Origin of the sequence: Pseudoalteromonas sp. SR43-7 (assembly GCF_014163785.1) — a bacterium.
Taxonomy (GTDB): Bacteria; Pseudomonadota; Gammaproteobacteria; order Enterobacterales; family Alteromonadaceae; genus Pseudoalteromonas; species Pseudoalteromonas distincta.
The window spans coordinates 35,014-48,629 of record NZ_JACJDY010000016.1; the positions used below are offsets into that span (position 1 = coordinate 35,014).

14 protein-coding genes are annotated in these 13,616 nt (G+C 40.3%); all 14 read left to right on the top strand.

The features are described from left to right. Positions 1–3 precede the first annotated feature (3 nt). The 14 genes from fliM to H5087_RS13070 all read left to right on the top strand — a co-directional run bounded on the left by fliM (position 4) and on the right by H5087_RS13070 (position 13,598). Positions 4–1,095, top strand: a complete 1,092-nt coding sequence (fliM, locus tag H5087_RS13005; protein WP_002959334.1) for a flagellar motor switch protein FliM — start codon at positions 4–6, stop codon at positions 1,093–1,095. 20 nt (positions 1,096–1,115) lie between these two features. Further along, positions 1,116–1,514: a flagellar motor switch protein FliN gene (gene fliN, locus H5087_RS13010; protein WP_002959332.1), complete on the top strand. Its 399-nt coding sequence runs from the start codon at positions 1,116–1,118 to the stop codon at positions 1,512–1,514. Further along, entirely contained in the window at positions 1,511–1,894 is a 384-nt protein-coding gene (fliO, locus tag H5087_RS13015) for a flagellar biosynthetic protein FliO (RefSeq protein WP_182672307.1), read from the top strand. Before fliN ends, fliO begins: the two co-directional genes overlap by 4 nt. Before the next feature lie 4 nt (positions 1,895–1,898). Further along, entirely contained in the window at positions 1,899–2,639 is a 741-nt protein-coding gene (gene fliP / locus H5087_RS13020; RefSeq protein WP_182672308.1) for a flagellar type III secretion system pore protein FliP, read from the top strand. A gap of 40 nt (positions 2,640–2,679) precedes the next feature. Beyond that, complete coding sequence (fliQ, locus tag H5087_RS13025) at positions 2,680–2,949, top strand: flagellar biosynthesis protein FliQ (protein ID WP_002959325.1); 270 nt, start codon at positions 2,680–2,682, stop codon at positions 2,947–2,949. A 2-nt stretch (positions 2,950–2,951) separates the two neighbouring features. Further along, positions 2,952–3,731, top strand: coding sequence for a flagellar biosynthetic protein FliR (gene fliR / locus H5087_RS13030; protein ID WP_024596364.1), 780 nt, complete (start codon positions 2,952–2,954; stop codon positions 3,729–3,731). Between the two features lie 9 nt (positions 3,732–3,740). Then, positions 3,741–4,871 (top strand): flagellar biosynthesis protein FlhB, encoded by a 1,131-nt coding sequence (gene flhB / locus H5087_RS13035; RefSeq protein ID WP_024596365.1) that lies wholly within the window; start codon positions 3,741–3,743, stop codon positions 4,869–4,871. Positions 4,872–4,943: 72 nt separating this feature from the next. Continuing rightward, on the top strand, positions 4,944–7,055 hold the full coding sequence (flhA, locus tag H5087_RS13040; RefSeq protein WP_039484610.1) for a flagellar biosynthesis protein FlhA: 2,112 nt from the start codon (positions 4,944–4,946) through the stop codon (positions 7,053–7,055). A 21-nt stretch (positions 7,056–7,076) separates the two neighbouring features. Beyond that, the gene (flhF, locus tag H5087_RS13045; protein WP_182672309.1) at positions 7,077–8,558 is read left to right on the top strand and encodes a flagellar biosynthesis protein FlhF; all 1,482 of its coding nucleotides are present in this window, start codon (positions 7,077–7,079) and stop codon (positions 8,556–8,558) included. Then, positions 8,551–9,411, top strand: coding sequence for a MinD/ParA family protein (locus H5087_RS13050; protein ID WP_002959312.1), 861 nt, complete (start codon positions 8,551–8,553; stop codon positions 9,409–9,411). Before flhF ends, H5087_RS13050 begins: the two co-directional genes overlap by 8 nt. A 26-nt stretch (positions 9,412–9,437) precedes the next feature. Next, on the top strand, positions 9,438–10,148 hold the full coding sequence (locus H5087_RS13055; protein ID WP_002959310.1) for an RNA polymerase sigma factor FliA: 711 nt from the start codon (positions 9,438–9,440) through the stop codon (positions 10,146–10,148). Positions 10,149–10,188: 40 nt separating this feature from the next. Beyond that, positions 10,189–10,572, top strand: a complete 384-nt coding sequence (gene cheY / locus H5087_RS13060) for a chemotaxis response regulator CheY (protein ID WP_004588308.1) — start codon at positions 10,189–10,191, stop codon at positions 10,570–10,572. Between the two features lie 17 nt (positions 10,573–10,589). After that, complete coding sequence (locus H5087_RS13065; RefSeq protein ID WP_149602298.1) at positions 10,590–11,363, top strand: protein phosphatase CheZ; 774 nt, start codon at positions 10,590–10,592, stop codon at positions 11,361–11,363. Between the two features lie 15 nt (positions 11,364–11,378). After that, complete coding sequence (locus tag H5087_RS13070; RefSeq protein WP_182672310.1) at positions 11,379–13,598, top strand: chemotaxis protein CheA; 2,220 nt, start codon at positions 11,379–11,381, stop codon at positions 13,596–13,598. Positions 13,599–13,616: the final 18 nt, after the last annotated feature.

A 13,616-nucleotide genomic window follows, 5' to 3' on the forward strand; every position in this document is an offset into this window, starting at 1 on the left:
AGCGTGAGCGATTTATTATCCCAAGACGAAATTGATGCGCTATTACATGGCGTTGATGACGTTGAAGAGGAAGATATACACGAAGGTGAAGATGGCGGGGGAAGTACGCTTCAGTACGATTTTTCTTCGCAAGATCGGATCGTACGTGGTCGTATGCCGACGCTGGAAATTGTTAACGAACGCTTTGCTCGTCATATGCGAATTAGCCTATTTAATATGATGCGTCGCACCGCAGAGGTGTCTATTAACGGCGTGCAAATGATTAAGTTTGGCGAGTATATTCATACTTTATTTGTCCCAACCAGCTTAAATATGGTCCGTTTTAGGCCTTTAAAAGGCACAGGCCTGATTACCATGGAAGCACGACTTGTGTTTATTTTGGTAGATAACTTTTTTGGTGGTGACGGGCGTTATCATGCAAAAATAGAGGGCCGAGAATTTACCCCAACAGAGCGCCGGATTGTACAAATGCTCCTTAAAATAATCTTTGAAGATTATAAAGAAGCATGGGCACCGGTTATGGATGTATCGTTTGAATATCTCGATTCAGAAGTAAACCCAGCTATGGCGAATATTGTAAGTCCAACAGAGGTTGTGGTTATTAGCTCTTTTCATATTGAGCTTGATGGCGGTGGCGGCGATTTTCATATTGCACTTCCGTATTCGATGCTTGAGCCAATCCGAGAGCTTTTAGATGCGGGTGTTCAATCTGATACAGAGGATACCGACTTACGTTGGAGCAAAGCACTTCGCGATGAAATAATGGATGTTGAGGTTGATATGTCGACTCAGTTACTTGAAGTTGATTTGACCTTAAAGCAAATTATGGAATTAAAAGCAGGTGATATTATTCCGGTTGAAATGCCTGAGCATATAACCGTATTTGTTGAGGAACTCCCTACATTTAGAGCCAAGATGGGTCGCTCTCGCGATAATGTTGCGCTTCAAATTAGTGAAAAAATTAAACGACCTGATTCAGTTAAATCTGAGCTGCATGTATTTACCAAAGGCGGCAAGAAAATTGACTCAGATGCAGAATTAGCAGAACTAGAAGATGATTTACACCTCTCTGACGGTGTAGACTTAGACTGGTAATTGATTAAAAGGTTAAAAGTATGAGCGATGATCAAGACACAATGGATGAATGGGCAGCAGCATTAGCAGAAGCCGAAGGTCCAGATGATAGTGGCGAAGCACATGTTGCAGAGCTTGATGAGTTAAGTGATTCAAAACACGAAATGAGTGGTGATGAAAAACGAAAACTCGACACTATTTTAGATATTCCCGTTACTATTTCAATGGAAGTAGGGCGCTCTAAAATCAACATTCGTAACTTACTGCAACTTAATCAAGGCTCTGTTGTTGAGCTTGACCGTGTTGCGGGTGAGCCGCTAGACGTGCTAGTTAATGGTACTTTAATCGCTCATGGTGAAGTAGTTGTAGTAAACGACAAATTTGGTATTCGCTTAACTGACGTGATAAGCCAAGTAGAGCGGATCAAAAAATTACGATGAGCTTATTAGTTGCTTTAACGAGTACCGTTTTTTCAAAAGCAGATGTGGCAACACCAACTGGGGATATACTCTCTATGGTGCTGTCGCTTGTAATGGTGCTAGTACTGATTATTGTACTGGCATTTTTTGTTAAAAAGCTTAACCCTAATTTAGCAAATAGTGATGAGTTTAAAGTAGTTAGAAGTTTACCTTTAGGTTCTCGCGAGCGTTTAATGGTTGTTGAGATAGATAATGCTCAGCATTTGCTTGGTGTAACTCCCCACAGTATTAATTATTTACACAAGTTAGAAACCCCATTAAGTGAAAAAGAACTGCCTGAACTCGCTAAACGATTTGGTAAACTTTTAAACCCGCAATCAAAACAAAATAAAAAGAATTAAACCTATGACAAAGTGGCTGCTTATTATTTTTGCCATAGTGTTTGTACCAAATGTAAGTGCAGAAGGAATTGATGCCCTTACCATTACAACAAACGCTGATGGCACACAAGATTACTCAGTAACGTTACAAGTTTTAGCAATTATGACGGCGCTGAGTTTTATACCGGCCGCCATAATTATGATGACCTCTTTTACACGAATTATTGTTGTACTCGCCATTTTGCGCCAAGCAATTGGCTTACAGCAAACACCGTCAAACCAAGTGTTATTAGGTATGTCACTTTTTTTAAGTATTTTTATAATGGCGCCTATTTATCAGCAGGTAAACGAGCGAGCTATAGAGCCTTACTTAAATGAGCAGGTTACATCAGTAGAGGCTTTAGAGCTTGCTAAAGAGCCAATGAAAGCATTTATGCTTTCACAGGTGCGTTTAAAAGATTTAGAAACGTTTGCTAAAATTGCTGGTTACGATCAGTTAAATTCGCCACAAGATACGCCATTAATAGTGTTAATACCGGCCTTTGTAACCAGCGAACTGCAAACGGCATTTATAATTGGGTTTATGTTTTTTATCCCATTTTTAATTGTTGATTTAGTGGTCGCTTCGGTCTTAATGGCGATGGGTATGATGATGCTTTCTCCCATGATAGTGTCCTTACCGTTTAAAATTATGCTGTTTGTACTTGTTGATGGTTGGAGCTTAGTGATGGGGACTCTAGCTAAAAGCTTTGGTTTAGGGACTTAGTATGCAAAGCATTAACATGACCCAACGATAGGAGTACAACATGGAACCGGAAATTTTTGTTGATATTCTGAGTGACGCGCTGTTTTTAGTTATTAAATTGGTGTCTGCAATTGTAGTCCCAGGCCTAATTATTGGTTTAGTGGTTGCTGTATTTCAGGCGGCAACATCAATCAATGAACAAACGTTGAGCTTTTTACCTCGTTTATTAATTACCATTAGTGCGCTAATTGTAGGTGGGCACTGGCTTACTCAAGAACTGATGGATTTTTTTACTCGCCTAGTATTGCTTATTCCTGAAATTGCAGGTTAAACGTGGAATACCCCTTTGCAGTTGTTATTCAATGGTTGAGCGATTTTTTGCTGCCCCTGGTACGCATTAGCTCAATGATTATGATTATGGCTGGTTTAGGTGCTAAAAATGTCCCTACGCGTATAAAAATGGGGTTATCAGTTGTTGTAACTTTTCTTGTCGTTCCTGTTCTGCCGCCCGCTACATTCACTAATTTATTTTCGTTTGAGATGATTTTAGTCGTTATTCAACAAATGCTGATTGGTGTTGCTATTGGTTTTGCATCTATACTTTTATTAAATACTTTTGTGTTAGCAGGGCAAATACTTGCGATGCAAACCGGTTTAGGTTTTGCTTCGGTTATTGACCCCTCTAATGGCGCAAGCGTCCCAGCGGTTGGCCAGTTTTTCCTTATTTTGGCCACCTTGCTATTTTTTGCTTTTAACGGTCATTTAATGATGATTCAAATGGTGGTGCATAGCTTTCAAGTGCTACCCATTGATGGCACATGGTGGTCTGTAGATCATTACTGGGACATAGTGACTTGGGGCGGCTGGATGTTTACTACAGCACTTGTGCTCTCACTTGCACCGCTTACCGCAATGCTCGTTATTAATATGTCGTTTGGGATTATGACACGTGCAGCGCCGCAATTAAATATTTTCTCTATTGGTTTTCCGTTTACCTTGGTAGCTGGACTTATTATTATTTGGGCAACACTAGGTAACTTTGTTACTCAGTTTGAGTTTCAATGGTTAAAAATGGTTGAGCTAATGTGTACTTTAGTTGGTTGCTCACCTTAGGAGAAAGTCATGTCTGAAGACTCAGGACAAGAAAAAACAGAAGAACCCACATCCAAAAAGCTTGAAGAATCTAAAAAGAAAGGCCAAATAGCACGCTCAAAAGAGTTAGGTACCATGTTTGTACTTATTTTTTCGGCTATATCGCTTTTGATGTATGGTCCTGAAATTGGTAAAGGTTTATACAATGTAATGGGCCGAACCCTTAGCTTAAACCGCAACGAAGCCTTTGATACCACTAAAATGTTTGCCGTGTGGGGAGAGGTTGCAGACGCGTTGATGTTTCCTATGGCTATGTTTGTGTTAATTATCGTTTTGGCTGCATTTATTGGTAATACGTTACTCGGTGGTTTTAACTTTAGCTGGGAAGCTGCTGCACCTAAAGCAAGTAAAATGTCGCCAATGAAGGGCTTTAAGCGGATGTTTGGCCCACAAGCGGCTATTGAGCTTGTAAAGTCACTTTTAAAATTTGGTTTAGTTGCAAGTTTTGCTGTGTTTTTAATTAATACTTATTTTGATGAAATACTGCATTTAAGTTTAGAAAGTGCACCGGGTAATATTATTCATGCCTTAGAGATTTTAGGGTGGATGTTTTTAGGCCTTTCGTGCACTTTAATTGTTATTGCCGCCATTGATGCGCCATTTCAAAGTTACAACCATAACAAACAACTTAAAATGACAATGCAAGAAATTAAAGATGAGTATAAAAATTCTGAAGGTGACCCACAAATAAAAGCGCGCATTAGGCAAACACAAAGGCAAATGTCGCAAAACCGCATGATGCAAGATGTTCCTGACGCTGATGTTATTGTTACCAACCCAACTCACTACTCTGTAGCATTAAAATACGACACGGAGCGCGCAGGTGCGCCTATAGTGCTTGCTAAAGGCATTGATGAAATGGCGATGCAAATCCGAAAAGTAGCAATAGGGAATGAAGTACCTATATTAGAATCCCCCATGTTGACCAGAGCGCTTTATCATACGGCTGAAGTAGGAGAGCAAATACCCGATCAGCTATTTACCGCAGTAGCGCAAGTTTTAGCGTATGTATTTCAGCTTAAGCGCTTTAATAAAGGGCGCGGAAAACGTCCAACTAAACTCAATAAAAAGCTGCCAATCCCCGATGCCTACAAGTATTAAACCGTTAACTGAGTAACTTGGAATAGTTATTGCAAATTCTACGTAGTGTCAATTTTTTGAAATTGTAGAATTATGAGTTTTAAAGCGGTATTACAACAACTTAACAGAGACAAAAAAGACTATGCCAAAGGGGTAGGTACACCTTTGCTTGTGCTTGCTGCCTTGGGAATGGTGATTTTACCACTACCGCCATTTTTACTCGATATCCTTTTCTCGTTTAATATTGCTCTAGCATTAGTGGTTTTACTTGTAACTGTTTACACGATGAAGCCAGTTGAATTTGGTATTTTCCCCTCTGTATTACTAATCGCTACAATTATGCGCTTAGCACTTAACGTTGCCAGTACTCGAGTTGTATTACTTGAAGGCCATAATGGTGGTGATTCTGCCGGTAAAGTAATTGAAGCGTTTGGCTCAGTTGTTATTGGTGGTAACTACGCTGTTGGTTTGGTTGTATTTTTAATCCTGATCATTATTAACTTTGTAGTAATTACTAAAGGTGCTGGTCGTATTTCTGAGGTATCTGCGCGTTTCACCCTTGATGCAATGCCGGGTAAACAAATGGCAATTGACGCCGATTTGAACGCAGGCTTTATCAGCGCAGAACAAGCGCGTGACCGCCGTGAGGAAGTAACTCGCGAAGCTGATTTTTACGGCTCAATGGATGGTGCGAGTAAATTTGTAAAAGGTGATGCGATTGCAGGTATTGTTATACTAATCATCAATATTGTTGGTGGTTTATTTGTAGGTATGATCCAGCACAATTTGAGTTTTGGCAATGCAATGGAAGTATATACATTACTTACCATTGGCGATGGCTTAGTTGCTCAACTCCCTTCTTTACTGCTTTCAATTGGTACCGCGATTGTTGTAACACGCCAAAATGAGTCGCTCAATATGGGGGACCAATTTAAGAAACAACTAGGCAACGAAAAGTCACTCTTTATTGCATCTGGTATTTTGATCATCATGGGCTTAGTGCCTGGTATGCCGCATATTGCTTTTTTAAGTTTAGGTGCGTTACTGGGTTACTTAGCTTACTACACACAGCAAAGTAAATTAAAAGCTGCTGCGGCAGAAGCTGAAGAGGCCGCTAATGGCGGAAGCGTTGCAACGGGTGTTGCTAATAAACAAGAACAAAAAGAACTAGGCTGGGATGATGTTCAGCAGGTTGATGTAATTGGCTTAGAAGTCGGTTATAGATTAATTCCGTTAGTAGACCAATCACAAGGTGGTGAGCTACTTAATCGTATTAAGGGGGTGCGTAAAAAGCTTTCTCAAGAGCTTGGTTTTTTAGTACCGCCGGTACATATACGCGACAATTTAGAGCTTGACCCTAACGCTTACAGAATAACATTAATGGGGGTTTCAACCGGTGAAAGCGAGCTTAAGCATGGCGACGAGCTAGCGATTAACCCAGGACAAGTATTTGGTCCAATTAAAGGGGTTGAAACAAAAGATCCTGCGTTTGGCCTTGATGCCGTATGGATCAAGCCTGATCAAAAAGATGAAGCACAATCACTAGGTTATACCGTTGTAGATTCAGCCACGGTAGTTGCCACTCATATTAGCCAGTTATTAACTAACAGTGCAGCGTTATTACTAGGGCATGAAGAAGTTCAAAACCTACTTGATATGCTTGCTAAAAGCCATCCTCGCTTAGTGGAAGGACTAGTACCTGATGTATTGCCATTAACTGCTATTGTAAAAGTACTACAAAATTTATTAAATGAAGGCGTGGCTATTCGCGACATGCGCTCAATTGTTCAAACCCTTGTTGAGTATGGCCCACGTAGTCAAGACCCTGATGTATTAACGGCTGCAGTGCGTATTTCACTGCGTAGATTAATTGTTCAAGATGCGGTGGGAATGTCATCAGAAATCCCTGTCATAACCTTGGCGCCTGAGTTGGAACAGATGTTGCATCAGTCATTACAAAATGCAGGCGATGAAGGTGCCGGTATTGAGCCAGGACTTGCAGAGCGACTTCAAGTGTCATTGACACAAGCGCATCAAAATCAAGAAATGGCCGGCGAACCTTCTATATTGCTAACGTCAGGAATGTTACGCACTGTGTTATCTCGTTTTGTTAAGTACACCATTCCAGGATTGAGAGTGATGTCTTATCAAGAGGTACCAGATGAAAGACAGATCAAAATTGTAAGCTCGGTAGGCCAACAATAAGATTTTAACAGGGGTTGAATCATGAAAATTAAACGTTTTTTTGCTAAAGATATGCGCACAGCACTTAAAGAAGTTAAAGATGAGTTAGGTGTTGATGCGGTTATTATGTCAAATAAAAAACTGGCTAACGGTGTAGAAATTGTAGCGGCAGTTGATTATGACAAAGCAGCCCCTAAAGTAGCAGCGCAACCACAACGCCCTGCAGAGCCGCGTACTCAGGCGCCACAACAAAGCATCCATAATTTTGTAAAACCAGAGCCACAGCGTGCCAAGCCTGAGCCTCAAGCAAAAGTTGCTGACAGCCTACAAGCATTATTAGAGCGTCAATCACCGCGTCCTCGTTCTCCTGAGCTTGCATCAATGTTTTCACAATCGGGTATTGATACTACTGATAACTATCAAGAACCTAATATGGGGCAGCGTACTAAAAATATGTTTGCTCCTGAAGCTTCTGCGCCAGTTCGTCCACAAACTCAAGCGGATAGCTTAGGTTTTGATGATTTAGACCGCGACTTTGATGATTTAGATAGCCCAGTAACCACTCGCCAACAAGCACCTAATAATGAAAGCGAAGAAATGACAACAATGCGTGAAGAAATGAACGCAATTCGTCAATTACTTGAGCACCAAGTATCAGGCTTGATGCAGCAAGATATGGCGCGTCGCGATCCAACACGCGCTTGTATGGTTGACCGTTTAGTCGGTATGGGTATCGATAAAGAAGTAGCACAGCAAATGGCATGTTTTGTACCTGATGATGTGTCTCGTAAGCAAGGTTGGAAAGCATTGTTAACTATGGTCGAAGATCAAATGCAAACAACCAATAATGAAATACTTCGCCAAGGTGGTGTATATGCGTTAGTGGGTCCAACAGGTGTGGGTAAAACAACGACTGTTGCTAAGCTTGCAGCTCTAGGCGCACAAAAATATGGTGCCGATAAAGTGGCGTTAATAACCACTGATACATACAGAATTGGTGCTTATGAACAACTTGCAACATATGGTCGTATTATTGGTTGTGGTGTTAAGCAAGTTAAAGATGCTAATGAATTAGCTGAAGTTTTATATCATTTACGAAATAAACGTCTAGTATTAATTGACACAGCAGGTATGAGCCAGCGAGATTTACGTTTAACTGAGCAATTAAACACGTTAATGCGTAACCAACGTGTAGATATTCGCAGCTACTTAGTACTTAGCGCGACAGCACAAATTAATGTATTGCAAGAAACTGTACGTCACTTTAAAAAAGTACAGTTAAGTGGCTGTATTTTCACTAAGTTAGACGAATCATTAAGTTTGGGTGAGATTATTAGTATTGCGATTCAAAATCGCCTTCCAATAGGGTATCTTACTAATGGTCAACGAGTGCCAGAGGATATTCGTGTTGCAAATGCTGAGAAACTAGTTAAAAAGGCTGAGCAATTATATTTAAAAAGAACAAAAGAACAACATTCAAGGCACCAAGCAGTGGCGCCAAGCACAGTAGGGATGTATGATTAACACAGTATTAGATCAAGCAAGCGGCCTGCGCAAAATGAGTCAAAACAATAACAACGGCGTAAAAGTTATCGCTGTAACCGGTGGTAAAGGTGGAGTAGGGAAAACAAATGTTTCTCTAAATACAGCTATTGCGCTTGGGCAGCAAGGTAATCGAGTATTAGTGCTGGATGCTGACTTGGGTTTAGCAAACTGTGATGTGATGCTTGGTTTACGTGTAGAGCGTAACTTGTCACATGTCTTATCTGGTGAATGTGAGCTTGATGAAATTTTAGTTGAAGGCCCTGCAGGAATTAAAATTGTACCCGCTACATCGGGTTCGCAAAGTATGGTTGAATTATCACCATCTGAGCATGCTGGGCTAATTCGTGCGTTTAGCGAATTGAATACCGAATTTGATATTTTAATTGTAGATACAGCTGCTGGTATTTCAGACATGGTACTGAGCTTCTCGCGTGCAGCGCAAGATGTAATGGTTGTTGTATGCGATGAGCCGACATCAATAACCGACGCTTACGCACTTATTAAAGTATTAAGTCGTGAGCACGGCGTTTATAAATTTAAAATTGTTGCCAATATGGTGCGCAGTATGCGTGAAGGCACTGAATTGTTTGCAAAGCTATCTAAAGTTACCGACCGCTTTTTAGATGTATCAATGGAGCTAGTAGCAACGGTTCCTTATGATGAAAATATGCGCAAAGCAACACGTCGTCAAAAAGTAATAGTAGAGCTCTTTCCAAATTCGCCAGCCGCTCTTGCGTTTAAAACGCTGGCAACAAAAGCAGTTAAATGGCCAATACCCAACCAACCATCTGGGCATTTAGAGTTTTTCATTGAGAAACTAGTAAACGGTTAATTATGACAACACTGGTGAATAGAGCTATGGGATATCAATCAACACAAAATTTAAATGTGATTGTTGAGAAGCATGCATCACTTGTTAAAAAAGTGGCATGTCATCTAATTGCTCGATTACCACCTAGCGTTCAACTTGATGATTTAATTCAATCAGGAATGATAGGCTTAATAGAAGCTTCGAAAAACTTTGATGCAACAAAAGGCGCAAGCTTTGAAACTTTTGCAGGTATTCGTATTCGCGGTGCTATGCTTGATGAAATGCGCCGTGGTGATTGGGCTCCTCGTTCAGTTCACCGTAAAAACAGGCAAGTTGCAGAAGCAATTACTGAGCTCGAAAGTAGTCTGAACCGCGAACCAACGGACATAGAAGTTGCTGAAAAACTTGAAATTTCGCTCAATGAGTACCATCATATTTTAAATGATGCGAATACGAGTAAAATATTAGGCATTGAAGACCTTGGTGTAGATGAGGATGTTATTACTCCTGTAGGCCAAGATTTAGCACAAGATAAACCTTTTAATAATGTTAAAAATGATAGGTTTAATGAGTCTTTGCTAAGTGCAATTAAGTCATTACCAGAGCGTGATGCAATGGTGCTTTCTTTGTACTACAACGATGAAATGAATTTAAAAGAAATAGGACATATACTCGATGTAAGTGAATCGCGTGTAAGTCAGATACATGGTCAGGCGATGATTAAGCTTAAAGCTAAAATCAATGACTGGATAAATTAGTAGTAAGTAAACAAAGGTTAATACCTCACTGGGGGATGTTTTGGATAAAAACATGAAAATTCTTGTAGTTGATGATTTTTCAACGATGAGACGCATTATAAAAAACCTGTTACGTGACTTAGGTTTCACTAACGTTCAAGAAGCTGATGATGGGTCTACAGCTTTGCCTATGTTGCAAAATCAAGTGTTTGATTTTGTAGTTACGGATTGGAATATGCCTGGAATGCAGGGTATTGATCTTTTAAGAGCAATACGTGCAGACGAGAAGTTAAAACATATCCCTGTATTAATGGTAACGGCAGAAGCTAAAAAAGAACAAATAATAGCTGCGGCGCAAGCTGGCGTGAATGGTTATATTGTTAAGCCATTTACGGCTGGAACATTAAAAACTAAATTAGAAAAAGTATTTGAACGCTTAGGCTAATGATGGGGGAGAGGCTTATGCCAGCACCAGCTGCGCCTCAAATAACGTTAGAACAAGCTCGTCAGCTCGTTGTTTTTTTAGAAAATGATGAGCAAGACAAAGCAAATCAGTTGATTTTAGAGGCTGCTTCTAAAGAGCAATCTGAATTATTTGCTGAAGTTGGAAAGTTGACTCGTCAACTGCACGAAGCCCTTAAAAGTTTTGAGCTTGATACTCGCTTAACTGATATAACGACAGATGCGATTCCAGATGCTAAAAAGCGGCTTAATTATGTTATAGAAATGACAGAAAATGCGGCTAATAAAACAATGGATGCAGTGGAAGCGAGTCTTCCTATAGCCCAACAGTTAGCGGACGAAATATCTCATATCAAACCGACATGGGATCGTTTAATGAGCCGCGAGATTGAGCTTGGTGAGTTTAAGCAACTTTGCCATAGCATCGATAAGTTTATGAACAACTCTCATCATAAGACTGATGAGCTTCAAAGCTTAATGACAAATGTACTAATGGCTCAAGACTATCAAGACTTAACAGGTCAAGTTATTCGCCGTGTTATTGAACTTGTTAGGGAAGTAGAAGAAAGTTTACTGCATCTTTTAACTGCGTTTGCTGAACAAGACGACACTAACAGCACCGCGAATAAAGTAGAACAACAAAAAATAAAAGAACCAGTTGCCACACAAACTTTAGCAGGTCCTGAAGGCCCTATTATTGATAAAGAATCGCGTAATGATGTTGTATCTGATCAAGATGAAGTTGATGATCTTTTATCAAGTTTGGGCTTCTAAGAGGAGAGTAACTGCATGTTTGAAGTCGATGAAGATATTTTACAAGACTTTCTTGTAGAGGCTGGAGAAATCCTAGAGCTTTTATCTGAACAGTTAGTTGAGCTGGAAAATAATCCAGAAGATACCGAGTTACTAAACGCTATATTTAGAGGTTTTCACACTGTAAAAGGTGGTGCAGGCTTTTTAGCTATGACAGAACTTGTTGATGCTTGTCACGGTGCTGAAAACGTATTTGATTTACTACGTCAAGGCGTGCGAACAGTCAACTCAGAGTTAATGGATGTTATTTTACAAGCACTAGACACCATTAATGAGATGTTTGCGACTATCCAAAACAGAGACAAGCCTGAACCTGCAGATCCTGAATTACTTCATACTCTTCATATCTTAGGTCTACCTCCAACAGAAGCCGAAGCCACTGAAGCCTCTTCACAAACAGAGGTTGAACAACCTCATAATGAAGTGGTGGATACACCGGTAGCTGATGATGAAGATCCGTTTGCATTTGATGAACTATTTAGCGGAGCGCCTTCGGTTAGCGATGCTGAAATAGATGAAATAACTGAAGACGAATTTGAAAGCTTACTTGATGAGCTACACGGTAAAGGACAAGGTCCTGCAGTTGAAAAACCAGTAGCAAGTAGTAGTGATTTTAGTGGTGATATTACTGATGATGAATTTGACAGCTTATTAGACGAGTTACATGGTGTTGGCAGTTTTGGTGAAGTTACGAGCAAACCTGAACAAAATGATGCCAATAAAACACCTGTAGAACCAGCTACACCAGCGGCAAATACAGTTAATTCATCAGATGATGAAATTAGTGATGACGAATTTGAAGCGCTTCTTGATGAACTTCATGGTAAAGGCACTGCTCCTAAATCGATAGAAAGTGCGCCAGCTGCAAAACAACCTGAACTTGTTTCACCGCCAGTTAAACAAGTGAGTGAACCAGTAAAAAAAGCTGCGCCAGCTAAAGCTCCTACTCCAAAACCAGTTGAAAAAGCGCCAGAGAAGCCAGCAGCTAAAGCACCACCAGCAGCAGCTCCAAAAAAATCAGCGCCACCAGCTGCAGAAACCACCGTTCGCGTAGATACAAAACGACTCGATCAAATTATGAATATGGTTGGTGAGTTAGTTCTTGTACGAAATCGTTTGGTTAGTTTAGCGACTAACTCAGACAGTGAAGCGATGGGTAAAGCAATCTCTAACTTAGATGTAGTGACTGCGGATATTCAAGGTGCGGTTATGCAAACGCGAATGCAACCAATTAAGAAAGTATTTGGTCGCTTCCCTCGCGTTGTACGCGACTTAGCACGTAGCTTAAATAAAGATATTGATTTAAAGCTTATTGGTGAAGAAACCGATCTAGATAAAAACTTAGTTGAAGCACTTGCCGATCCGCTTGTGCATTTAGTTAGAAACTCAGTTGACCATGGTATTGAAATGCCCGCTGTCCGTGAAGCTGCAGGTAAGTCTAGAACAGGTAATGTTACTTTATCAGCGTCTCAAGAGGGCGACCATATTTTGCTAACCATCAAAGATGATGGTGCAGGTATGGATGCTGAAAAACTGAAAAAAATTGCAATTAGTAAAGGCGTACTCGATCATGACCAGGCGAGTCGACTTTCTGACACCGAAGCATATAACCTGATTTTTGCACCTGGCTTTTCTACAAAAGAAGAAATATCTGATATTTCAGGCCGTGGTGTAGGGATGGACGTAGTTAAAACTAAGATCACGCAACTTAATGGCTCAGTAAGCATTCAGTCTGAACTTGGTGTCGGTACTATTTTAGAAATAAAAGTACCACTTACCTTGGCTATATTACCGACATTAATGGTCATTGTTGGCGCACAAACATTTGCGTTACCACTGGCTGGTGTTAGTGAGATATTCAATTTGGATTTAACGAAGACGAATGTAGTTGATGGGCAATTAACAATTATTGTGCGTAAAAAGGCGATACCGTTATTTTACCTTGAGCATTGGTTAGTAAAAGGCTCAGATCGTTCTCAGCGAAAATCTAAAGGTCACGTCGTTATTGTACAAATTGGTACGCAACAAATTGGTTTTGTTGTTGATTCATTAATTGGCCAAGAAGAAGTAGTGATTAAGCCGCTTGATGCGTTACTTCAAGGAACGCCAGGTATGGCAGGCGCTACAATAACTTCGGATGGCGGCATTGCACTGATTTTAGACGTTCCAAACATGTTAAAACATTACGCAGGCTAATAATAAAGTAGGTATATA